This window comes from Sphingobacterium tabacisoli (genome assembly GCF_017908035.1).
Classification (GTDB): Bacteria; Bacteroidota; Bacteroidia; order Sphingobacteriales; family Sphingobacteriaceae; genus Sphingobacterium; species Sphingobacterium tabacisoli.
This window is the reverse complement of sequence record NZ_JAEQMU010000001.1, coordinates 370,290-395,105: the sequence shown is the minus strand read 5'-3', so window position 1 is coordinate 395,105 and position 24,816 is coordinate 370,290. Positions and strand designations below refer to the sequence as shown.

The 24,816-nt window shown below is 40.3% G+C and carries 20 protein-coding genes; 11 read left to right on the top strand and 9 right to left on the bottom strand.

All coding sequences use genetic code 11. The features are described from left to right. Entirely contained in the window at window positions 1–702 is a 702-nt protein-coding gene (locus tag JKG64_RS01545; RefSeq protein WP_210352580.1) for an SMI1/KNR4 family protein, read from the top strand. A gap of 4 nt (window positions 703–706) precedes the next feature. Further along, window positions 707–1,399, top strand: a complete 693-nt coding sequence (locus JKG64_RS01540; protein WP_210352579.1) for a DUF6304 family protein — start codon at window positions 707–709, stop codon at window positions 1,397–1,399. Window positions 1,400–1,440: 41 nt separating this feature from the next. Here the strand turns inward: JKG64_RS01540 and JKG64_RS01535 are convergent, their stop codons facing one another. Together JKG64_RS01535 and JKG64_RS01530 are read right to left on the bottom strand one after the other, a co-directional pair. Continuing rightward, complete coding sequence (locus JKG64_RS01535) at window positions 1,441–3,174, bottom strand: RagB/SusD family nutrient uptake outer membrane protein (protein ID WP_246512454.1); 1,734 nt, start codon at window positions 3,172–3,174, stop codon at window positions 1,441–1,443. An 8-nt stretch (window positions 3,175–3,182) separates the two neighbouring features. After that, window positions 3,183–6,359, bottom strand: a complete 3,177-nt coding sequence (locus tag JKG64_RS01530) for a SusC/RagA family TonB-linked outer membrane protein (protein ID WP_210352578.1) — start codon at window positions 6,357–6,359, stop codon at window positions 3,183–3,185. A gap of 693 nt (window positions 6,360–7,052) precedes the next feature. Here JKG64_RS01530 and JKG64_RS01525 point away from each other — a divergent pair. Continuing rightward, window positions 7,053–8,099, top strand: a complete 1,047-nt coding sequence (locus JKG64_RS01525) for a DKNYY domain-containing protein (protein ID WP_210352577.1) — start codon at window positions 7,053–7,055, stop codon at window positions 8,097–8,099. A 114-nt stretch (window positions 8,100–8,213) separates the two neighbouring features. Here JKG64_RS01525 and JKG64_RS01520 read toward each other — a convergent pair whose 3' ends face one another. Beyond that, the gene (locus JKG64_RS01520) at window positions 8,214–9,515 is read right to left on the bottom strand and encodes a DUF3472 domain-containing protein (RefSeq protein ID WP_210352576.1); all 1,302 of its coding nucleotides are present in this window, start codon (window positions 9,513–9,515) and stop codon (window positions 8,214–8,216) included. Between the two features lie 80 nt (window positions 9,516–9,595). Then, window positions 9,596–9,973, bottom strand: coding sequence for a winged helix-turn-helix transcriptional regulator (locus tag JKG64_RS01515; protein ID WP_210352575.1), 378 nt, complete (start codon window positions 9,971–9,973; stop codon window positions 9,596–9,598). Between the two features lie 300 nt (window positions 9,974–10,273). Between JKG64_RS01515 and JKG64_RS01510 the strand changes: the two genes are divergently transcribed. After that, window positions 10,274–10,951 carry a YceI family protein gene (locus JKG64_RS01510; protein WP_210352574.1) on the top strand — a complete coding sequence of 226 codons (678 nt, stop codon included), beginning with the start codon at window positions 10,274–10,276 and terminating at the stop codon, window positions 10,949–10,951. 66 nt (window positions 10,952–11,017) lie between these two features. Here JKG64_RS01510 and JKG64_RS01505 read toward each other — a convergent pair whose 3' ends face one another. Further along, window positions 11,018–11,707 (bottom strand): hypothetical protein, encoded by a 690-nt coding sequence (locus JKG64_RS01505; protein WP_210352573.1) that lies wholly within the window; start codon window positions 11,705–11,707, stop codon window positions 11,018–11,020. Between the two features lie 197 nt (window positions 11,708–11,904). Here JKG64_RS01505 and JKG64_RS01500 point away from each other — a divergent pair, with 197 nt between their 5' ends. Continuing rightward, complete coding sequence (locus tag JKG64_RS01500) at window positions 11,905–12,555, top strand: YiiX/YebB-like N1pC/P60 family cysteine hydrolase (RefSeq protein WP_210352572.1); 651 nt, start codon at window positions 11,905–11,907, stop codon at window positions 12,553–12,555. Window positions 12,556–12,614: 59 nt separating this feature from the next. Here JKG64_RS01500 and JKG64_RS01495 read toward each other — a convergent pair whose 3' ends face one another. Together JKG64_RS01495 and JKG64_RS01490 are read right to left on the bottom strand one after the other, a co-directional pair. Next, window positions 12,615–13,949, bottom strand: coding sequence for an SWIM zinc finger family protein (locus JKG64_RS01495; protein WP_210352571.1), 1,335 nt, complete (start codon window positions 13,947–13,949; stop codon window positions 12,615–12,617). A 4-nt stretch (window positions 13,950–13,953) separates the two neighbouring features. After that, window positions 13,954–17,067 carry a DUF6493 family protein gene (locus tag JKG64_RS01490; RefSeq protein WP_210352570.1) on the bottom strand — a complete coding sequence of 1,038 codons (3,114 nt, stop codon included), beginning with the start codon at window positions 17,065–17,067 and terminating at the stop codon, window positions 13,954–13,956. A 293-nt stretch (window positions 17,068–17,360) separates the two neighbouring features. On the opposite strand from JKG64_RS01490, the gene JKG64_RS01485 reads away from it, so the two are divergent. Continuing rightward, window positions 17,361–17,870 carry a YfbM family protein gene (locus JKG64_RS01485; RefSeq protein WP_210352569.1) on the top strand — a complete coding sequence of 170 codons (510 nt, stop codon included), beginning with the start codon at window positions 17,361–17,363 and terminating at the stop codon, window positions 17,868–17,870. A gap of 3 nt (window positions 17,871–17,873) precedes the next feature. Here JKG64_RS01485 and JKG64_RS01480 read toward each other — a convergent pair whose 3' ends face one another. Continuing rightward, complete coding sequence (locus tag JKG64_RS01480) at window positions 17,874–18,908, bottom strand: tyrosine-protein phosphatase (protein WP_210352568.1); 1,035 nt, start codon at window positions 18,906–18,908, stop codon at window positions 17,874–17,876. Window positions 18,909–19,112: 204 nt separating this feature from the next. On the opposite strand from JKG64_RS01480, the gene xpt reads away from it, so the two are divergent. Together xpt and JKG64_RS01470 are read left to right on the top strand one after the other, a co-directional pair. After that, on the top strand, window positions 19,113–19,682 hold the full coding sequence (xpt, locus tag JKG64_RS01475) for a xanthine phosphoribosyltransferase (protein ID WP_210352567.1): 570 nt from the start codon (window positions 19,113–19,115) through the stop codon (window positions 19,680–19,682). Between the two features lie 100 nt (window positions 19,683–19,782). Further along, window positions 19,783–20,136 (top strand): hypothetical protein, encoded by a 354-nt coding sequence (locus JKG64_RS01470; protein ID WP_210352566.1) that lies wholly within the window; start codon window positions 19,783–19,785, stop codon window positions 20,134–20,136. On the opposite strand, the gene JKG64_RS01465 is transcribed toward JKG64_RS01470, so the two are convergent. Beyond that, a complete protein-coding gene (locus tag JKG64_RS01465; protein WP_210352565.1) occupies window positions 20,105–20,755 on the bottom strand; it encodes a carbonic anhydrase in 651 nt (216 codons plus the stop codon). The two genes, JKG64_RS01470 and JKG64_RS01465, sit on opposite strands and share 32 nt — an antisense overlap. 288 nt (window positions 20,756–21,043) lie before the next feature. Here JKG64_RS01465 and JKG64_RS01460 point away from each other — a divergent pair, with 288 nt between their 5' ends. The 3 genes from JKG64_RS01460 to gltS all read left to right on the top strand — a co-directional run bounded on the left by JKG64_RS01460 (window position 21,044) and on the right by gltS (window position 24,810). After that, window positions 21,044–21,295 carry a FeoA family protein gene (locus JKG64_RS01460; RefSeq protein ID WP_210352564.1) on the top strand — a complete coding sequence of 84 codons (252 nt, stop codon included), beginning with the start codon at window positions 21,044–21,046 and terminating at the stop codon, window positions 21,293–21,295. Next, the gene (feoB, locus tag JKG64_RS01455; RefSeq protein WP_210352563.1) at window positions 21,285–23,462 is read left to right on the top strand and encodes a ferrous iron transport protein B; all 2,178 of its coding nucleotides are present in this window, start codon (window positions 21,285–21,287) and stop codon (window positions 23,460–23,462) included. The genes JKG64_RS01460 and feoB overlap by 11 nt, the downstream gene beginning before the upstream one ends. A 145-nt stretch (window positions 23,463–23,607) precedes the next feature. After that, window positions 23,608–24,810 (top strand): sodium/glutamate symporter, encoded by a 1,203-nt coding sequence (gltS, locus tag JKG64_RS01450; RefSeq protein ID WP_210352562.1) that lies wholly within the window; start codon window positions 23,608–23,610, stop codon window positions 24,808–24,810. Window positions 24,811–24,816: the final 6 nt, after the last annotated feature.

Genomic DNA, 24,816 nt, shown 5'->3' with positions numbered 1-24,816 from the left:
ATGCTAAACCAACTAGAGAAAGAACTTCGGATAAGCTATCCCGAGACGTATAAAACGTTGTATGCAAATGGTATGTTGGACTGGGGCGAGACGGGAACTGGCTGGATAAAACTGATATTCCCAAAATTAAAGCTTAATCCTCCCCTCCTACTTTTTGCCGAGGACATAGAAATCTGGGACCCCATAACCTATAAGGCAGGTATAGCAGAAATCATGGATCGTGAAGTATATGATATAGCGCAGAAATACCGATTCGTCCCTATTGGAAAAACTGGAGGTGGAGATCTGTATGTATTGCAATACGACCTGCAGAACGGAGACAACATTCCGGTTACTTTCTTCCCACATGACGAATGTATGGCAGAAGTATTAGCGAACAACGTACAGGACTTTATATTCCGTCAACTGTTGGAAGCTGTGCGGGAAATAGATGATTACGTGATGTTTTATGAAGAGGAGGAAGAGACCATGAAAATTAATCTAAATAATCAACTGCGTACCCATCGCCCCTATTTGACGACAAATCAAATCGCTATTCTAGAAAACATCTATGCCCGCGATGTATTCGCCTACCGATACAAACTACCCAACGGGCATGAGGAAGAGGCAGAGGGACTAGTTACATTTGAAGAGGTTGAAGAAATCTTGAACCGTGAAATAGGCTTTGTGCATTTGAATAAACAATTCGATTACACCGTGTAATATTATGATGACGTCCCAAGAAATGATCAAATACACAGGTTCTTTTTCGAATAAAACGGGGACATACTCTGTTGAAGTATACAACGACTTTGACGATTTCTACATGCAGATCGGACGATTTAAATTCAGTGGATTTGACCTAGATAGTTTTGAATTGGATAATCCAGAAGAGTTTTCCGATCAGGAGCTGATTGATTTTGACATCATAAACCGTAAAATTGACGCGCAACATACTTATATAGAACTGCGAAACTATAGCTTGTCGCTACAGATACCACAGACCCTGATCGTCATGAGTACAAAGGAAGAGATAAATATAGTATTCAACCTAAGGTTGGAACTCTTCGAAAAACACGAGAAAGCATTACTTTCTTTCAATATTAAAGGCGAGTATTTTGAAGCAAAAAATGGTTTTATGGAAATGATCATGGATGATCTACAGCGGCAGTTCGCGGGAAGATATCGCTTCAAAAATTGCTATGGCTGTCTATATGGTGATTATTCGATCTACGGTCAAGGCCTTATGGGGCCAATACTCTGCTTCAAAAATCAGAAAGAGAAGTATCTAGATGTACAAAATAAGAATGAATATATGGAGTTAAAGAAACATGAATCGGCACAACAGGAGATCTACTGTTGTGCCGATTACGAACCCCGTAATAGAGTCGTTGGGTATAGAGGGACGATAATGATTTAACTTCGTCCCTCTAAATCCGTTATTTAGGAATAATGATTCCTTTATTCGGGTCCCCATCCCGGGTTTTGCTTCAAACTTTTATTCAATCGCAATTGATTTTCGGGAATTGCATTCAAATAATCTCTTCCTGAAACAAAACCATAGCCTTGTGGTAGCGCATTTTTGAAAGGATCCAAAAAACCAGAATTATCGATAGGGAATGGATTTTGAGTAATCTGACTGGCAAGGAAGCCTTTGGGCCTTTTACCAATAATCAACTCGTCCGCAGCAGCCCAACGTGCGATATCATCCCATCGGAAACCTTCTCCGACCAATTCTACTCTACGCTCTCTTCTAATCTCATTGATTGCCGGAGATAATAACGGATAATCCCATTTGCTATCCATCGCTATATTGCCAATATCCAAATGAGGCATGCCTACCCTATCACGCAGCAGATTGATCGTGCGGTTGATGTCTGTCTGAGTGAGCACTCCCAACTCTGCCTTTGCCTCAGCATAATTCAACAATACTTCGGCATAGCGAAACAAAATAGATGGTGTTTCCTCATATTGCTGTACATGATAGATAAGCTGTGGATCATATCCCTTTTGTATCACATAACCAGTTGGCGCATTTAGGTCTGCATTTTTATTTAACGTATTATAAATCTCAGACCATTTTTGTGTAGTGCCATTCGCAGCTATTTTCCATATCTGATCCCGAGTGGCCACCGTTTGATTAAGGCGCGGATCTCGGTCGGTAAATTCCTGAGCAATATCCGTATACCCTTGAAAAAGCGGGTTACCAGTTATAGACTTACCATCAGTACACAGATAACTATCCACCATCTGCTTCGTTAGGGATTTGCCTAATGGTTGTGACATTCTAAAATTCCGGTCATTGGTAAATGAGCCATCTCCACGAGAAAGCTGATTATCATACTTACGCCAGTACAATACCTCGTTATTAGTCGTATAATCCCTTCTGTTGAATAAATTTTTATAATCTTCGGATGGGTTTCCTGTTTTATATACACTATATATTCCCGATCCCATTACGAGTTCGCTCGCGGCTACTGCTTGTTGAAGATACTTATCTGGATCAGCATTAAGAGCCGCAAATTTGTCCTCTTTGTGGTACTTTTGCCAAGTACCTTCATATAAGGCGACACGGCTTTTCATCAATAAAGCAATCCATTTATTGACACGGCTATATCCATTGGTGCGCTCTGGAGTTAAATACATCGCTGCGGTGTCCAAACAACCAATAATACGATCTGCAACAAGAGCCCTCGGAGTACGCGGATTGTAAAGCTCCGGCGAACTAGTCCCTAAATCTTTGTCTAACCATTGAATATCCCCATAAGCTTTCAATAAGTTGAAATAGCTTACTGCTTTAAAATAATATGCTTCGCCAACATACTGCTGATAAATTTTGAAATCATATTTACCCTCTATTCGCTTATGATTGACCAAAAAATAGTTTAAGGCTCTAATCTGACTGAAATCAATATTTCCAACTGCGGGAACTACTCGCGTCCCTTGTAGTCGAAGATCTACGGTAGCTCCTACCATATCATCACTATCGTAATCATTACCATGGTTCTGATATTTTGGAAAATTATTTGCCGTATAAAATTGGTTCATATATATTTCTAGATCCAACGGCTTTTCGAAATACATTTCTGAAGGGACTTCGTCCAAAGGCTTTCGGTCCAAAAAGCTGTCGTTGCAGGAAACCTGTATTAAAGAACAGGCCAATAGCAAACTGGATATTTTGATAATGTTCTTCATAATTTTGCTTATTTCAATGTTACATTAAGACCAAAAGACACAATCTTGTTCATTGGATAAATCACACCATTGGTAAGGTATCCACCTTCTCTTGAATCTGAGGCTATGGCAGTCTCAGGATCGAATACTTTTGGCAATTTAGAGAATGTCAATAGGTTCTCCCCCGAAAAATAGACCCGTGCTCTACTGAACAACTTACCCCCAATCTCATTGGGTAAAGTATAGCCCACCTGAACATTTTTCAATCGTATATAAGAAGCATTCAAGAGATATCGAGTCTGTGTCAGTCTATTCTTTTCTGTTTCGGCCGTAAAATAAGGCTTCGGCAAATAGGCATCGGTATTAGGTCCAAGTATGTTGGTTTCATCTGCTGGACGCCAGTAGTCCAATGCAGGAGAATTCTTATATAATCCAGAATTAGCCCAAGCATTCGTCATCCCCCAAAATAATGGTGTAGAAGATTGCGGTGCAAAATCCCGCTTAGCCACTCCCTGCCAGAACATACTAAAATCTATCCCTTTCCAGCTTGCTCCTGCGCTGATACCAATATTATATCTTGGTGTGGTATTCCCTATCACCTTGAAATCACCGGGATCGCCTACTGTTCCCTTACCATCATTAATCACACCATCTCCATTTTGATCCACATATCTAATATCGCCCGGGCCCCAGTTTGCATGGTATTTCTTTTGATCAGGAATCTTTTCATCTTTACTTTGAATTATTCCTCCTGTCTCCAGTCCCCAAATCTCGCCATGGCTTTTTCCGGAGTACCATTCGGTAAATATTTTATCTTCATTTAAATATTCTAATATCTTAGTCTTACTATCTCCTAATGCTAGTTTGAAATTATAGGATAGCCCGTTAGACAACTTATCATTCCAACCGATCACCATTTCAAATCCTTTGGTAGATAGCTTGGCATTGTTGGTAAATGGAGTCGCGGCACCTAGTACATAAGGCAATTCTATAGCCTTTCCAAGCATCTTATCAGTAATGCGGTTATACCAATCAAACTTGAAATCCAGTTTAGAATTCAACATCTGTAAATCAACTCCTGTATTCAGCGTGGTAATAGTTTCCCACGCGATATCGTCACTAATCAACGCAGGAACACCACCATACTGTGGTCTAGAGCCATTTATGATCCAATTGAGGTCTGGTCTAATAGGTATCCTTGAAAAATATAGGCTCGTAGGAACGTTTTGATTACCCAATGAACCGTAAGAAACCCTAACCTTAAAATCATTGATATAAGGTTTGATAGGAGACCAATAATCCTCTTTGGACAGTACATAACCTACCGAAGCAGAAGGGAAGAAGTCAAATCGGTTATCTTTTGGAAAACGTGATGAACCATTATAACGGGCAGCCACCTCGACAAGATACTTTTCCTGGAAATTATAGTTCAAACGACCGAATGCACCTCGCGTAGCCCAATGATTCATCTTGTCCGAAGACGTGATACCTCCGAGAGAGGTTACAATGGAAGGATTATCATCTACCACAGGAGAGACACCTGTACTAGTCAATCCTGTATATAAATTCTCTTCCTGCTCAAAGCCCATTAGTATTTTAAAATAATGATCACTCAACTGTTTTTCATAGGAACTGACCACGTTGAATACCTTATAAACCTCTTCAGAATAGCCTGAAATGTATGATGCGTTAGGTTTGCCAATATTACCAAATGCTCCTGTACCTAGTTCGACCATAACAGGTTTAGGGTTTGAAGTTGATTTAATGTTTCGAATATTATAACTGTAAGTGGCAATTGTTTTCCATCCCTTTATCGGTTCAAGTTCTAAATTTAGATTGGCTAAGAAATCTGCCTTTTTACTCTTATCTCTTCCTGAGTCTTGTAACAAGCGCACCAAAGGGCTCTGAACGGTACCGTTAATATTATAATGAGGCATCATTGGGGCAAACATCAACATTTCACGGAAGGTATGTTCACGCCCCACTGTTGTTTCACCCATTGGAAAATCGGTAGATGAGGTCGCCCACTTCAAATTGGATCCCAGTTTTAGCCAGTCCGTCACTTCAGTAGACACGTTGGACATTAAATTGTAACGTTTGAAATCATCGTGTCCAAAGGCATACGTACCATTCTGTTTACTGTATCCTGAAGAAAGAAAATATTGCGTGCGTTTACTCCCTCCAGTGACATTCAGATTATGCTTTTGGCTGAAGGCATTTTTGCCCATCAATAAATGTGGCCAGTCATTATTTGCATTTCCATTACGCCGCCCTGCCCAAATATTATCAATCGGATGCTCTGGGTCATATTCGTAGGGGAATGTACCATCTAAATATCCTTTAATACGCAACATCTGCTCGTCACTGTACACAGGAGTCAGCCCAGCATTAGCGTTGGCTTGGTTAAAGGCAGTGGCCCAAGTATAAGAGTCAATAAAACTGGGCAAACGTAAAGGGGAAGATAAAGACAAATTATTACTATAATCTAATTTGACTCCTTCTTGTCTCGATCCTCTCTTGGTCGTAATCAAAATCACACCAAACGGTGCTCTTGAGCCGTATACCGCTGCCGCAGAAGCGTCTTTTAAGACAGAGATGTTCTCTACAGTCTCCGGATCGATAGCACCTAAATCCATTTCGACTCCGTCTACCAATACCAATGGACTGGCGTTGCCATTAATAGATCCTACTCCCCGGATATTCATAGCGCTCGCTGCTCCAGGCTCCCCCCCTCTCATACCCATATTTACATTGACATTGGGCGAAGCACCTTTGATAAGATCAGCAACATTATTCGCTGGTCTGTCTTTCAATTGAGCGCTCGAAATAACGTCTACTGATGCCGTAAGGTTCGATTTCTTTTGAGTACCATACCCTACTACGACTACCTCGTCGAGACTCTCAGCGGTATCGTCCAAGATCACAGCTATATGGCTTCTTCCGGAGAGACTAACTTCTTTCGAAGCATAGCCTACAAAAGTAAACTGTAGGGTTTCATTCAAAGAATTGACTTCAATCTTAAAGTCTCCTAGCTTATCTGTCTGTGCATTAGATTTGCTACCGACGACACTGACCGTCACTCCAGAGAGTGCAACTCCCTGACTGCTCTTGACAGTTCCTGTCACCTTTTTTTTGTCCTGTGCATTTGTTACTGCTCCATAAAATAGAAGAACAGTAAAAAGCATAATGGTTCGAATTTTCATCATAATGTATGCTATGTTTAAGTGGTGGTTATTCTTTTCATAATTAATTTTACTAAAGCGCAACGCTCAAATAAGCCATGTTTTAAGAAGCTGAATAATCTTATTCCGCAAAACTCGTGAACGTTACCGAAAAACATTCTTGCTTCTCAAAGGAGATAGTTAAAATCTAAAAGGTAGCTCTACTGCGCTATGTTAACGTTACCGTAAAAAGATCAAAAACGTGGCACATTGCTTTACAACCAGTAAGACGTACTATCTACGCTTGTTGTATTTATTATTTAAATATTTGATAAAAGGTTTATAATAGCACTAATTTAGAAAAAGCATTAGTAATGGACAAATTTATTTTTCAATTTTTAAAAAAATGCATTGTTTCCATTAACAAGTTACAAATAACCTGGCTTTTAAAACGTTAGCCCTTTTTGACTGTAACAATACTAGTTTTACCCTATTCCCTCTCAATCATACATCGCATATACATCCCTCCTAATTGTGTCCTAAGCAAAGTTTGAATATATTCGTAATACGTATGAATCCTATCCGTACAAACTAGAGGCGGACACAACGCTATTCGAGAAATTTAAAACCTTAAAAGCTTTCTCTTGATGGGAATTAAGCTAAAAGAGAAATGGTTAATGATTTTATATATTTGCAGTAAGACACAAAATAGTTAAAGACAGCTAGAAAGAAAAACCAATGAAAACGATATGTAACATTATCCCCGCTCTGTTTATTTTTTTAAGCCTTGTGTCCTGTAAGAAAATCAAGCCACTGGGGAGTCTATATTTTCTTGATGGCAACGAAATCGTCTATCGCTATGAGTCTTCAGGGCCTGGAGTCCCTAAATTGCCTTGGGATAATAAATACAAAACGGTAAATGCAGACAAAGATACGTTCGTTCCGCTACAATGGCCGGGATATGCAAAAGATAAACACCATTTTTTTTATCGTGGCGACGTAATCCGTAATATAGATTATGCTACTTTTGAAATAACGGACGATGTAAAAACTGATTACGGTTCGATCGCTATCGTGAAAGACCAATACCATGTTTATAAGTTTAGGGAGCCATGGAGTATTATTGAAGGAGCTGATCCAAAAACGTATCGAATCGCAGATAACCTCAAAGGAAACGGCAACTGGTTTTGGTATAAGGACAATCGTAATTATTTTGTGGGCGATACGATCATATCGGTGGATTATGACACCTTTAAATCAATCGATGAGGATAGCAGGTTTTATATAGACAAGGACAATATCTATTGGCTCAAATCAGCGTATAAAAACACTTCTTTAGAAAAAATTCCGGCACCAGGGCTGCTGAATAGCCAAATTGTTTATTCTAACCGGGTGCTTCAGACTCCTAATGCACTGTATTACGTCACAAAAAAAGAATCTTTTACCAAAATACCGATAGAAGACCTTTCTAGCTTAAAGTTCTTCCCCCCAGACAACATCTATATGATGGTGGATCGTCAAATATACTGCGAAGGTGCGTTGTTAACCGGCGTGGATTTCGCTACATTTTCGGTGTACCAATATCCAGGGAATAGTGGGTATACCGCCTACGCTAAAGACAAGAATAAAGTCTATTATCGTAATGAAATACTAGAGGGGGCGGACCCTAAATCTGTTCGATTGGCTGACAGGTATATGGAAGACGAAACCTACAGGTGGATACCAGATCTAGGCAGCGCCAGTGTTATTATCAGAAAGACAGCTAAAGAAACAACGACTCGGTAGTGCATTAACTGGTATCAGAGAAATTCTATGAGGCTCTAGTAATAAAGTCGCACGTGAGGACATATATCCAGGCAGCCCCTCATTAGATCAATTGGCTGTCTGGATAAAAGGTTATTAAGGCAACCTATCAAAATCAATATTAGGTGCTTTACTGTTCGTATTAAATTCAAATTTAGTACCCGGAACTACCGACTCATTAAAAAAACCTCCATTTTGCAGAAAATAGCCCTCTGTAGTCAACCCACCGATGGCGTCGACCCGTTGATGGGCACGATAAGTATTGTCAACACTGAATGATGCCGATTGGACCGTCTTCCATTGACCATCGTAGACCCACTGATTTTTAAACTGCACTTGTCTACCCTGGTACCCTTGCTCGGGAATAAAATTCTCCAGGAAACTATGGAATCGCTTTAAATAGGTATTTGTTTTGGGACGCTTGAAACTCGCAATCAGACTCCATTCCTTTTGTTCTGGCTCGAAGAACCAAGCTGTGTAATCTGTATTTCCCTTTCCATCGGGCACTCCTTTTAATAGGAACTTATAGGTCTGGCCGGCCTTCCATTGGTACTTTCGATAGCTCTGACCACCAGATCCCTCGTTACCAAATTCTCCAGTGCGCACTTCTTTTCCTTTCTTCAGTAACTTGATTTTCTGCTCATCCGGAATGCTCTTAGGGTCATCTGTATGAAACGGGCTCCATACAGAAAACAAAATCCTTCTTTCCGATTCCGAGTTGACCTGTATTCCAAAGTAACCTTCGCCAAAACCATTCGCCATGAAATAAGACCCTACTTTATCTTGCCCAAGAGGCACGGTTATCTCATTATAGTAATAGCTAACATCGCCGTCACTAGGAATACTATAGTTGATATTGCAAGATGGTCCCCTACGCGCCCAATAATAATACTCCGCATCATTGGCATACAATAATTCTTTTTTACCTTTCTCCTGTAATACCAGTAAATGCGATATATCTCCAAACGTATTGCCTGTTTTGTGTAGACCTTGTAAATCTACGCGTACATAGCCAGGTTCCTTAACTTCAATCTGTAGCTCTTGGTTTAGTTTTTCTTTTGCCTCTCCTAAATCTACCGTTTTATGCTGGCCCATAGCCGTCATTTTTATTATGGATGGGGTGCAATCTCCAACTGAAGCTTGTAACCTAAGCCCTATCTTACCCGGTTCCTGTACTCTAAAGTATACCGAAGTAACGGCTTCTTGGTTAGTCCAATCTGTCAAACCGTTTATTCTCGAAATCTGAGCTCCACTTCCTTTTGTTATAAATGCGTTTCCTGCTAAAGGTATGTGGTTATAATCACTGATTATATTCTCATTGGTCTGTCCGTTTACGAATCCAGTCAAACACATTGATGCGGACGTCAGCAATACGTATAAAAATCCTTTTCTATTCATTCAAATTAGCCTTTTCGTAAAGATAAAAAGTTAAAGGGAACTCTCCTTATCCTAGAAAAAGTCAATCGATTGCCCAAAAATCAAGCGGTTTCTCTATCCTGTGGATTATGCAATGAGTTACGGTAGGAAATTCCCCATTTTGCGATTTCATCAATAATCGGCCCCAATGTCTTGCCATACTCCGTAATCTCATATACGACCGTGATAGGCTTAGTCTGTTGAACTGTCCTGGTTACTAATTGATTTATTTCCATGTCCTGCAGTTCTTTTGACAGCATCTTAGAACCAATCCCCTCCACCTCTCGCAACAGATCCATGAAACGCATTCTATCCGTTTCGAGTAAAGTTCCCAAAATATGGAACTTCCATTTGCCTGAAAGGATCTCCATCGTGTCTTTAATCGCAGTTATTCTTGTTTTACAGGTCTCACTATAATTTACCGATAGCTTCTTTTTCATATGTGTATATATCTGTTTTTTTATCTGTCATATGGAATATCCAACCTATATTATGCACGGGAGTATTGTGAAATAGTGTGCATGCTGCTTCGCGGTCATTCGTGCCTCTGCAGACTCGACTACATGGATATCTCATATTATTATGACTTACTATTATCTGTTCTCTTTATTTACAAAGTTATGGAACTCTACAGTACTTCCCAATAGGAAAGTAGTTTCCAAAAGGAAACCAATGCTGATTGTACAGTGACTTTGCATTAGATTTGCGGACATAAAATCAAACAACAAAAGATATACAAAATGAAAAAGACGTTTATTTTAGCATTCGTAGCAGCAACAATATTTGTTTCTTGTCAGGGATCAGGTGGTGATAAAACGGCAACCAACAGCCAACAGGAGGTAGCGGAGCAGAAAGGGACAACATATGTATTGGACCAGGATCAAAGTTCGCTAAAATGGACAGGATACCATAAGGGTGGTTTTGATCCAAGATTCGGTACGTTGAAAACGGAAGGTACAGTAGCTGTAGAGAATAATACAATAACAGGTGGTTCAGTTACAATAGATATCACCTCCGTAGCAACCGACGAAAAATCGGTAGATCTGGCCAAAACAGGAGGTAAAACAGCGGCTAACTTAGATGAGCATCTAAAAAACGAAGATTTCTTCCAATCGGACAAATTTCCAACAGCTAAATTTGAAATTACAGGAGTTACGGCTTTTGACAAGGCTAGCGATAAAAGCGTAATAGAAGGAGCAACTAATATTATCAGTGGTAACCTAACCATTAAAGACAAAACTGTAAACGTTACATTTCCAGCAAAAGTAGATATCACTGCCGACACTGTACATGTGATATCAAAATTTACAATCAATAGACAGGATTGGGGATTGACATACGGAACAGACGGAGATCCTAAAGACTGGGTAATCTCTCAAGAGATAGACATCGAGTTGAATATACACGCTAAAAAATAGCATTTTAATACTATTCTCTACCTTGTATACCTTAGGTAGAGAATAGTACATAGAGATTGGAATACATTATTCCTCTTCATCCCAATCCTCATCTTCATAAGAGGTATAAGACCAATCAATAGCGATACGGTCTAACAAGCCATCAAAACGCTCTTGATCGCTGGTTCCAATAAATACACCTGTGCAATTTTCCCCCTCATCAAATGACAAACTGATTACCTCGTAAAAACCATCCGTATATACCTGCTGTCTATCATAAGAAACATCAGGAACAAATGTCCAATTTTGCTTAATCATTTTTACAATTTCTGAATCGATAGGCTCAAGGCAATTGGCATTATAAGGTAAACCTCCCAAAGTACCATTATATATAGCCATTAGCAACAAAAACTTTTCTGTAGTATCCGCCTCCAAGTACCAATCCGGCTCATCATCAGTCCCCGAGTTTCCCCAAACCGGAGGATTTTCATATTGCAAATCCGTTTCTTTTATACCCCAGGAAACCACAGCTTGATATTCTTCAAAAAACAGGAGATACCTATCTTTCGAAAATCCGACTTCGTCGTCAGGTAACAACAGTCTATTGTAGGCATAGTTTAAGTTTTCATGTTTACCTAATGTCACATAATAGTTTTTTAAGGCATTCGGAAGTTTGATACCCAATCGTCCTTCAAGTTCCGCAATCACCTGATCATGAAAACCCTGGCTATCTTCTGACAGATTATACAACCTGCTTATCTCTTGTTTATACTGCATAGCTATGAATCATTATAAACTCCTCTTTTGGAAAAAACACGCTTATTCAAAGGAGAAATTCACCGTTTTAAAACGTAAATTTAATATAAAACACGAGATATAACTATCAGATTTTAGCTAGAGAAGTATTAATATTTTTTGTGCCAACATGAAGAATACATTACACTTAAACTCGATAATTCTATATCTTCGCACCTATGATAAAAAAAGTACTCGTTGTCTTTGTTTTTCTGTATAGTGTATTATCTGTCCATGCACAAAGCAGTTTAAATTATAAAGGAATTACCATTCAACATGGTGACCTCTTATTTGTTGGAGCTCAGGCAGAAAGCCTTTCGGGAGCCATCAACCGTGTCACCCAACGAACGGCCAGCGCATCATTTGACCATATGGGACTTATTGAAGTCGTAGAGGGAGTTCCTTACATCCTGCACGCCAGTAGTAGTAAAGGATGTGTGAGAGAGCCATTGGATAATATGGCAAAACATCATGAGCTACAACAGTATGTGATATATCGCATTGATGACAAATATAAAGATGCTATTCCAGAAGCGATGGTCATAGCACATCAGATGATAGGCAAGCCCTATAACTGGAGCTATAGATTAAACGATAGCTCGTATTACTGCTCAGACTTTGTAGAGCGGGCTTTTCGACCGATAGGACTGTTTAAATTAGAGCCAATGACCTTTAAGAATCCCAAAACAGGTGACTTCGATGAATTTTGGGTAAAATTCTATACGAAGCAGGGTATGGAAGTACCTGAGGGCGAGTTAGGATGTAATCCCAATGGCCTAGCGGCCAATCCTAATATACACCGTATCGGTATCCTAGAGGGTAAGAAATAACAGCTGAAACTGTTTTTCCTTGACAGCCACCGTTAGGGGCCGTCAAGGAAAAAATCTATTTAACCGTTTACCATTTTAACGGCAAGGATATGCTTACACAGTCCTCTTTTGCCCTGATGATTGGTAAACCAGTTACAGGTGCACTGGTGCTTCTCTCCTTGAATGATGACCGTATGCTGTACTCCTGATCCATCTACACGAGCTTCTATATAAGATGCTGTATTCTTTATAAACTGAACACCTGCTGTTGCAACGAGTTTCTTTGCATTTTTCAACCTTGGATTTAATGCCAAAATACGCTCCATCTTAAAGGGCAGTCGTCTGTAATAATGTTGATGGCTATGTAAATCGTAGCCCAGTAGGCCTATAGATGACAATGAAGCAGACAATGTATCCATCGTGTCAAAATCAACATCATGTTCGATTGACAACATCGTCGGATCGAATAATTCATTGGATTTGAGCAGTCCGTTGACGGCATGCACCCACTCATCAGGCACAGCCTTGATCATATTTTCCAGAACATTTCCCTCTCCTGAAAAACCTCTATAACTATCAGGGGACAAGGCCAGTGTAAGTCTCATTTTCCCAAAATCGGCTACAAAAGCAACACTCTCCCCTCCTTGTTCCTGGTAGACGATCAATTTGTCAGCGTATGTTAAAAGTCCTTCCAGTAAACGCAATCGTTGTATGCCTCCAATACGAACGGCATCGCCTGTACCAATCGGTGAAAAGATAAATCTATTGGCTCGCTTAGTCAGGTAAAACTCTCCTTTCGTATTACCTTTAGGGATCCCCTGAAATAGCTGAATAAGCTGTATCTTATTCAACTCAAACTGTACCTCCATACCTGCCAGGTACAACTGCACAGAGGTAAGCCCTTTGATCCAACGCGGTGGTAAAGTTACTTTCTTCTCAACGACTTTGGCTTTATCTGTACTAATAGCGACTTCTTGACTTCCTACTCCAAGCACCATCTTTTCTGTCTTTTTTACTGCATTCAAAGCATTGAGCATAGGCTCATTGAAATCTACGTTGGTCGTACCACTTGCTATAAATTCGCCGTCTATAGCGTCTTCTAATAAATCCAACCGTGCATACACGCCGTTACACGATGAAAAACCTTCAAAACGGATTTGGTTGGTTCCCGCAGAGACGATAGGATCGCGTAGACTCGGAGGAACAGGCCCAAAACTGGATCGCACGACTTTGGACAATGTCAATAGGCATTTAGAAGTCAATAAGGGGTCAGTCAAACTTCCCCAAAAGAAACAGGGGACATTGGCCACTTCTGCCAGTTCAGACTGATGTGCCAACACCAGTTGCTGTATCCCCGATTGTTGGGTCAGTTGCGACTGTCTTGCATAGCTGATTGCTAAATCTTGTTCTGCCATATTGTTATTTTCTTATTTTCTTTAAAACCGGTTGTAGGCTTTTATAAGCATCTAAACGTTCGAATACATGATTCTGTCCTGCTGTGAGACTATATTGTTCCTTCGTCTGCAGATCATAGTAATACTCTATGATTTTTTTAAAATTGGTGGGCATCTTATCCGTCAGGGTATAATGTTGCAAAGTGACATCCAACACCTGCAACAGGGCATTGTTATGTTTGGAAGAGATATCGCGGCATTGTTCCAAAACCTCTACAAAGCGACCTATAGGCCCATAACCGTGACTCAATAAAACACCTAGACACTCCCCTAATACATCCGGTTGTAACCTATTCTCCTCTATAGCTGCTATCAGCACTTCGACCGACATCGCCCGTACCTCTTTTTCCTTATTAAAAGTAGAAGTGGCCAAATACAGATTAGACTGCCCATCCATTCTGAAAAACCCGTACAGCATCTGATTCAGATAGGAAGCCGGTGCCTTCCCTCCAATATCGCTCTTGCTATTGAACCCTAATGTTAAGAACATAGAAAGACTCTCGGTATTCTGTGGCATCAAACTATGCAAATAAGGAATATCCATCCTATGGAGATAATAGGCCACAATAAAACTCTTACCACGGCTATAGATATCTTTATGATACAGAAAAGTATCTATGCCTTGCTTGAATGTAGGTAGCGGATAACTCAATTCATCCCCATTATACACCTGTTCAGATTTCCTGGTAACATAATTATACCCATTGTAGTAGGTGGGTTCTATGGTCAATTCCGGACGAAAAGGTCTGGCTGCAAATGGGATATCTTTTAACGGTTCCTGATCAAATTCCTCGAAATATTCATCGGGATAATGGGTCCGCGCCACGGTAGCCCATACGCCAAACCACAGTAACTCTGCTGAGTCTTTCGAGGTTAATAGATTCTTGAGCCATGACCGTTGCTGTGTTTTGATAGCTGTATCGAGCCCGAATGCATAGTTTAATACCTCGCGCATCTGCGGATCGTTTACCTGCGACAACAAAGGTATTGCTTCATTTAGATCCTCCCTTACGGTACGGCTCAATGCAATCGCTAAATCAACAAAATCGATCTTCACTCCTGCCTGTTGATAGTCAAGAATACGTTGCGTCAATACTGCAGGAGCAATCCAAAAAGGCTTATGACTTGGCAAACTCAATAATGGTAATTTTACGCCATCTATAAGGTGCTGCTGCAATCGTTCCATCTGACTTCCCATAAGGCTAATCCATTTGGAATAATTGGTATTACGATCCTTATTCTGATATACTGTCTTTGGCTTGTAATACATATTCAAGAATACACTTGAGAAATAATCAAAACAAGCAGATTCACGATAGATACTACTTAATTGTTTAATGTAAGGTTCCAGTTGCCTTTTATAATCAGCAGGAAATGTTGGATTATATTGCACCCAGGCATTCATCAGTATCTCTATCGCTATGGAGTCTGTCCCACCAATCACTTCGCCTATCTTGAAAAAGATATCATTCCATGTCTGCGGATAGTCTACTGTTTCGCTCAGATAGCTTATATCCGTTGGATCAAACACATAGGTTTCCCGGCTATCTCCATTCAGGACGGATAAGATCTCTTCTTCGGAATAAACTTCCTCTTGAAATACAGCTTCTAGATCGGTCGCTACCGCCCCCATCATCTGGGACCTGTAAACCTGTAATTTAGAGGCCAGTTCTTCGCTAGGTTCCTTTTGATGTTTCAAGATGAATTTGGCGGCTCTCTCCTGCAACGCTAAATCTGGAATCATAAACAGATCTGCTGCCAGCAAGGTAAGACGTGCGTTTAATTCCGGATATTGCTTTAATAGTTTATCAAACTGTATCAAAAGTGTCTTCAGACTGGCCTTAACGTCACTACGCATAAAAATTCCCTCGCTCCAATCTAAAAATTCGGTCATTTGAAAATCAGGATGTCCCAAAAATGGTTTAAGATAGTCTACTGTAAAATTGACAACAGCGCTATGTTCAGCATGCAACAACGGAAAGAACTTCTGCTGATGGCTCAAAACCACGTCTTCTGGTAATTGTAGACGCTCTATAAGTTTCCTAAAGTAACTTTTGAGATTAATATTCCAATTTTTGGTCTGAGCTTCCAGCGCACCTGTTATAATCAGATCACGATCGATCTTACCGGCCTCCAAGAGGGTGCTGAATACCTTATCCCAGGTCAGTTCATTGACGCTATTTTGATAGCTGTAGTCCAGGTATATATTTTGAATATTGGTTTCATATTCAAATACCAATGGAATATCCCGCTGAATAGTCAGCTCATCTTCGGTCAAAACCTTAAAATGCTTTCCCGACTCCTTGTAGTTGACCGATGATACAGAACCTGCGTATAACTCTGGCTCAAACTGTATGTACCCTAAGTCCTCTAAACGTCTCAGTTTGGAGTACGTTAATCTGTTCCACTCATTGCGTTGGGCCAACTGTAAGAGGTAACCTCCCAACCAATCGGGCTTAGCATATGCTAGAATCTGCTCAACATCAGGACTTTCAACTTGCTCCATGAGCTCATAAAAAATGTCCCAACTACCTGCATCAGATCCCGAAAAGGTAGCTAAAGCAAGTAATTTGACGATACGTTGCTGCTCCTTATTCCCTCTGGTCCCCCAATCGTACTGTGCCTTTTTGCGATATACTGGATCTTTGGAGAGGTCGACATAATCAACCCAATATCTTTTGGCTGCACGGATTTCCTTTTTCAGCACTTCTAGATTACCGGTAGCATATTCTTCCAAATAGGGTATGATATCACTTACTTTGCCTTCACTAATCAATGCTTTTATCGCTGCAACAGCGGCTTCCTTCCGTTGGTTACCTACTGACGGTTTACGTACGGATGTTAATTTGCCCGTAGGCGCTACATCAACATTCCCATCTTCTGAATACCCTTTCTTTGTCTTTTCAGCGATGAGCTTTTCTGCGTCTTTTAGACAAGCCTCTTCCGAATCGAATGTTTTACTTTTACTTTGTCCCGATGTGCCGTTACGCCCGTAAGTGACCGTATGGGTCGAGCCTTCTGTCTGTATCTCCCAAAATTTGTCGGATGTACCGTCGATATATTTTAGATGCTTAAACATGATATTTATTAACGTATTTTCGATTCTTTCCTTTATTTGTTTCCTCTGAAATGTAATACAAAACTTTCCACGAACAATTGTCATGCCACGGGCTGTTGTATTTATAACAGCCACATCTCTTATTTAGACACCATGCAGATCAATAACAGTATTAAACTTATTATCGGCTAACCTTTACTCTCCGAAATATAGAGAATTAAAAATTAGCTAGGAATACAAATGTCAAATAACGATATTTAGGAAGCAGTAACATGAATGTTGCTTTTTAAGAATACATTAATTAAAACATAGATATGGGAATGATAGCAGAGTACCTTATGGTCGATGAAGCCACTTTAGATAGTCTGATGGATCTAAAAAATGAGGATCTGGTCAATCGTATTTTTGAAATAGAAGAAAGCGGAGAGACCGAGTGTATGGATATTGACAAATTATGGGATGCACTGCACTTCTTTCTCACTGGTGTCTCTGCCGCCGATCCCATTGAGGAAAATAAGCTAAGTGAAGCTATCGTTGGTGTACACAGTTTTAACATAGATGACGAGGAAGCTGATTTTATAGCCTGTATTGAACAGGATGAACTGCATGACATCATTAATGTCTTGGAACAGATAGACCTTGAATCTTTAAGCAAAGAATTTAACCCTTCTAATATGAAGGCTTACGCTGTATATCCCAATGGCATATGGCAGGAGGACAAAGAGCTATTACTAACAGAATTCAGACAGGCGTTGACTGGGTTATTAGCTTTTTACAGGAAGGCAGCGGCTATGCATCGTCATGTTATCGTGAGTATTTTATAAGGTTTAATAAAGATACATTTTCTTCATCTTGGCCGTATCCACTTTCAAAACATTCTTCAAATAATTCTCTACAGTACCAAATTCCTTTTTCATATAGACAATACCTGACTGGAGGTACTCCGGTTTGACAGTAAGCAACGGCTCTAAATTCGGATACTGATCGATATACTTTTTGTATTTATCAGCTAAAAAGATCTGCGACTGCATATAGTCCTGAAGCACTACATCCTCGTCCACCCCCAGCGCAAAAAGGAAAAGTGCGGCGGCCATACCTGTTCGATCCTTCCCCGCAGAGCAATGAAAAGCCAAAGGCAAAGACTCTTTATTCTGTAAGAGTCTAAAGAAAGTCCGATATTGATTAATACTTTCTTTATCAGTCAGCAAGGCTCTATTCAAGTCCATCATCATCGTATCCAGCCGTTCTTTCGGAAGCCTTACAACATCAGACAATGAGGAAACGGAAAGGTTGCCTGGAGCGATAGTCAGATTATATACCTTGGCTTGATCAATCTTCTTGCTGGGTTCCTGTTGTCTCTCCTCCTCTGTTCTAAAGTCAACTACACTGGCCAAAGACAAGCTATTAAGATATTGCAGGTCACTTTCGGTCAGATGTGCCCAATCTCCCGTACGAAATACTTCGCCCCATTTCACAAATCGGCCATCTGCCGCTTTAACCCCTCCAAGATCTCTAAAATTATATCCGCCTTCCATCGGCAACAATCGCTCAGCGATGACAGCGGTTCCAGTAGGCGTTACCAATTGGAAATACGAACGGTAAGAACGTTTTGCATGGAGTACAAACTCCCCTTTACCCTCTCCTTGGGCCACAGGCTTAGACAAATCGATAGCATCAACAGATCTCCCTTCGTACAATTTCCAGTTCTCATCAACATTTAATATCAATTTGGATTCATCGGCTTGTTTATTTCTCATTAGTGTTGCTTTTCCTGTTAAATCTTTCCCTGTATAACCTATTTGATGTTGATTACATGCCAATAAGCTAAAGATAATTGATAATGCAAAAATTAGTTTTTTCATGGTATTATTATTGCCATGGAGTAGACTCCATGTAACTTATAATTACCTGAAGGTAACTAATTTCACCAATAAAAGCGACTTTTGCGCTATAATTACAATAAAGTTCATAACATCGGACACAAGCACAATCGAAACGAGAAAAGCAGAATAAAGCCCTAGTTATCGTTAGGTTATTTTATCTTTGCGGTCAACTATTTTTTTTACATGAAATTATTGAAAGACCGTATCCTGAGGGATGGCAAAAGCTTTGAAGGGGGAATATTGAAAGTAGATAGCTTTATCAACCACCAAATGGATCCGATATTAATGAAATCAATTGGTGTTGAATTTGTACGCCGTTTTGGACATTTGCCAATTAATAAAATTGTAACCATTGAAGCGAGTGGTATTGCCCCAGCTATCATGCTAGGCTACCTTCTAGAACTCCCTGTTGTTTTTATTAAAAAAGCCGTGCCGAAGACAATGGAAAATATGTTGACTGCATCCGTATACTCTTTTACTAAAGATAAGACCTATGACATTTGTGTGAGCCAGGATTTCCTGACACCCAATGATCGAGTGGTGTTTATCGATGATTTTTTGGCAAACGGCAATGCTGCTATAGGCGTACACCAGCTTATCGAAAAAGCTGGAGCTAGTGTATTGGGTATGGGCTTCATCATCGAAAAATCTTTTCAGAAAGGACACGAGCTTCTGCGTGAATTAAATATACCTATAGAATCTTTGGCCCGTATCAAGTTTCTAGGTGACAACAGAATCGAATTTGAAGAATAACAGAATTCTCTCCCTGTAAACAGGGATTTTTGACCTAAAAGACTTCCCTCTACCTCGCGTGGTATTGTATCGCCTATGTCGAATATATATTATGTACGGTATGCTCGAGGAATTCATGACCTACGCCCCTATTTACGTCGAAGAGTTTCAAGAGCAAGACTATATGTGGAATGAGGAATTTATCGCTATTATGGAGCGTTACCTGCCCGAATTGTACAAAGAAGATCCCGAAGAAGTCGCCTATTGGCTGAATGGTTTTCTCGATAGCGAACACGATAAAGAGTGGACCCCTAAATATGTAGCTGCCTACATGCCAAAAGAAAAGCCTGAAAAGAAAGGTCTATTGGGACGACCTTTGGTTAACGATTATAAAAAACCTGATAGCATTTTTACCGCTATCAGGTCTACCTTCTTCGATATAACTATTCTTCCACTTTTACACGATAGATCTTAACCATATCTAATCCCTTGTCGCCAAGTGCCTTCATAAAATCCTCAGTCAGATCAATAAGCTTACCCGTTCTCACATCAAACACCCATCCGTGTAGTGTTACCTGATGATTTAATATCGCATTCTGTACTTCGGGAATCTTCACCAGATTTAAACACTGTTCGGCTACATTAAGCTCAACCAGCCTATCATAACGTTCATCCATGTCTTCTATGGCATTCAGGTGCTCCTGATGCAGACGATATACGTCTCGAATACATCCCAACCAAGGATTTAGAATTCCTAGGTGCTCCTGCTCCATTGCCGATTTAACGCCACCACAATTGTAATGCCCACAGACCACAATGTGCTTTACTTTCAGATGGCTCACCGCATACTCTATAACCGATTTAGAGTTCAAATCCGTATTAGGGATAATATTTGCAATATTACGATGGACAAAAACCTCCCCAGGCTCCACTCCCATCAGTTCTTCTGCCGAAACCCGACTATCCGAACAGCCTATATAAAGAATTTCAGGAGATTGCCCTGCTGCCAGCTTTTCAAAATACGTCGGATCGATAGCAAGCTGCTTTTTAATCCATTCCTCGTTACTCTTAAAGATGTTATTGATGTCTGTCATAAATAATTATTTTGAGTAAAAAATTAATATATGTGTTTTCACAAAATGATAGATAGTAGTTGAATATACAATTATTATCCTGTAATCAAATTTCGATTGTTCATTTTTTCTAACTAGCCCAACGAGAGCTACCATAATCTTCCAATTGCTATTTATTTGACACGAGATATAATACGATATGCTACAAGCCTAAGCTTGCATCAATAAACAAAATAATTGTTAGAGTAATCTAATTTAATTAACTTTACATACTTAACACTATTAAATCACAAATCAAACAATACATTTATGGATTTAATATCATTGCAAAAAGGACAACAGGCACAAATCCAACGTATAAAAGATGAATGTCCATATGAGGTTAGACAACGACTATTAGACTTAGGCTTTGTTCACGGGGCATCTATTCGCATACAAAACATAAGCCCCTTAGGTGATCCTATTGCCTATGAGATACACCATACATTGATCTGTTTGCGAAGGGAGGATGCGATATACATATTGATTGAAATTAAAGAAGGGAACGATAATGATGAATAGCGCATGTGAGAATTGTGAACTTAACCCCAATGCAAATCTCAAGAGATTAGGGGAAAGTAATGGAGATAGCCGATATACAATCGCTTTGGCTGGCAACCCAAACACAGGTAAAAGTACAGTCTTTAACGCACTGACGGGACTAAAACAACATACGGGTAACTGGCCGGGAAAAACAGTCACCCGTGCAGAAGGAAGTTTTTCCTATCAACATGACACTTACAAAATAATCGACCTTCCAGGTACCTACTCCCTACTATCCACTTCGGAAGACGAAGAAGTAGCACGAGATTTCATTCTATTTGGCAAGCCCGATGTGACCGTAGTAGTCGTTGATGCAAGCCGTTTAGAACGAAACCTCAGTCTTGCATTACAGATTTTGGAGATTACCGACAAGGTGGTGCTCTGTCTCAATCTTATGGATGAAGCCACACGGCATGGAATACATATTGACATTCGGACACTATCAAAAGACCTTGGAATTCCAGTTGTCGCGGCCAGTGCGCGCAAAAAGGAAGGAATATCAGAGTTGCTGTTCGCGATCCAGCAAGTAGCCACAGAAACTTTTACATGCAAAAAGCAACAACATGTACAACTGAGTGGGGAAAGTGGTCAAGCGGTTGAAGACTTATCATCGCAACTAATACAGCTGGATACCGACTTACCTAATGCCCAATGGCTTGCCATGCGCCTAATTGAAGGCGACGAACACATCATTCACGCTCTAAGCAAAGGCGACATCTCCCCCCATATACAAGGCACAAAGGCCAAAACCATTCTAACAGCAGCCAAAGATCATCAAGAGAAAGTTGGCGATACCTATCGGACTAAGATTGTCGAGGCCATATATACGCGATCCAATCAATTGGTTAAAGACACGGTTTCTTCAGATTCGTCAACCCGCTCATTCCGTATCGATCGTGCAATCGACAATATTGTTACGCATCGTATCTGGGGATTTCCCATTATGTTTCTTCTATTAGGATTGGTCTTGTGGATTACAATTATTGGTGCTAATTACCCTTCAGAATTGTTATCAACTTTACTTTTAGAAAAAGTACACCCATTCTTGAAAAATGCAGCAGAAACACTTCGTCTTCCATGGTGGCTGGACGGATTCCTAATTGATGGCGTATACCTTGCTACGGCTTGGGTAATCGCCGTTATGCTACCACCTATGGCTATTTTCTTTCCTCTTTTTACGCTATTGGAAGATTTTGGTTACCTCCCCCGGGTGGCGTTCAATCTAGACCGTCTATTCAAGGGAGCTGGTGCCCATGGCAAACAAGCCCTGACCATGAGCATGGGGTTTGGCTGTAATGCAGCCGGTGTAGTAGCTACCCGTATCATTAGCAGTCCACGGGAAAAACTCATTGCCATTATCACCAATAATTTTTCTCTTTGTAATGGCAGATGGCCAACACAGATACTAATTGCCTCTATATTCTTAGGCGCTTTAGTTCCCAAACAATGGGCAGGGACTATTTCAATGCTTGCCGTTGTGTTTATTGCAGTGCTCGGAATTGCTTTCACGTTTTTCACTTCATGGCTGTTGTCCAAGACATTATTGAAAGGACAATCGTCATTTTTTACACTAGAGCTTCCCCCTTACCGTCCACCCCGCTTTTTCCAAACCGTATATACCTCTCTTATCGACCGGACATTAATTGTATTGTGGCGTGCGATAGTATTTGCAGCACCTGCTGGTGCAGTGATCTGGTTAATATCAAACATTGCCATCGGTGGACAAAGTATCGCCGTATGGATGATTGAAAGTTTTGATCCGGTTGGAGTACTGATTGGTCTGAATGGAGTCATCTTACTCGCCTATATAGTTGCTATTCCAGCAAATGAAATTGTAATTCCAACGATACTCATGCTCACCACTATGGTATTAGGCAATACCTCTATGGGGCACGGTGCTGGAGTTATGTTTGAAATAGGTGATGCAGAAGTTGCTACACTTCTACATACGGCGGGATGGACTACACTGACGGGCATTAATCTAATGTTATTCAGCCTGCTACACAATCCCTGTAGCACGACTATATATACCATTTACAAGGAAACAGGAAGTCGCAAATGGACAACGATAGCGACCGTCCTTCCAATTTTATATGGAATCATAGTCTGTTTTCTGGTCACTAGTGTATGGAATTACTTTCACTAGAGTGTGTAATATTCTGGGTTTGCACATTGTTTTTTAGCTCTGTACAATTTCTGTTTAATCAGTTAAAGTCCGCCTAGAGCAACATATTTTTAGTACATTTATCCCCTGCTTATCGCAAAACAAACGTAACTAAATAATATAATCTATGGTTTTTGGACTGTTTGAGACGCTTACTACGGCCTGTCTGGTATTGATTTTAGGTTTTTTTATTGTAAAAAAAGTAAAGTTTTTCCGTGATTATAATATCCCTGAGCCGGTGGTAGGTGGATTTTTTATTGCTATAGTGCTGTATCTTATTTATCATTTTTATGGCATTAGTTTCCAGTTCGAAGGCTCCTTGCAAACCGCAATGATGCTCATATTCTTTTCTTCGATCGGACTGAGTGCGGATTTTGCCAAATTAAAAAAAGGAGGTAAACCTCTTCTTATTTTTATCGGTGTGACTGGAACCTTTATCTTTTTCCAGAATCTTTTCGGAATCTCTATAGCGAAACTAGTAGGCTTAGATCCAAGTTACGGATTAATAGCAGGCTCTATTACATTAACGGGAGGACACGGTACGGGAGCAGCCTGGGCCAAAAACCTAACAGATACCTTCAAAATTGAAGGCGCGATGGAACTAGCGATGGCTTGTGCCACCTACGGTCTAGTTATGGGCGGGATAATCGGTGGTCCGGTGGCAAAATTTCTTTTAAAAAAGAACAATATAAGTCCATCTGCCCAATTAAACACAGACGAGGTTCCCCTAGAACCCTTTGAAAACCCAGAGTCAAAACGTCGGATGAATGTTCACAACGTGATAGAGACACTGACCATGCTTGCTATCTGCGTGACAGCTGGACAATTTCTTTACGAAACAATGAAGGGTTCAGCGTTTGAACTTCCTAACTTCGTATGGAGTCTATTAATCGGTGTGATCATCCGCAATATACTGGCTCATACGACCACCTATATCGTTAATGATCATGCTGTCGATACCCTTGGCAATACAGGATTATATCTATTTTTAACTGTTGCATTGATGTCCCTACAGCTTTGGCAACTGTCTGGTCTTGCATCCCAGATCCTTATCGTGTTATTACTACAGACCCTTATGATGATTCTATTCGCTATTTTCGTGACCTATCGCGTCATGGGTAAGGATTATGATGCCATTGTATTGAGTGCTGGACACTGTGGTTTCGGGTTAGGAGCAACACCTACAGCCATTGCCAACATGCAAGCAATTACACTTCGGTACGGACCATCCCATAAGGCATTTCTAATCGTGCCGATGGTCGGTGCATTTTTTGTCGACATCATTAACAATGTCTTTATCAAGTTATTTGTGGGCCTTCTTTCTATGTAAATCTAT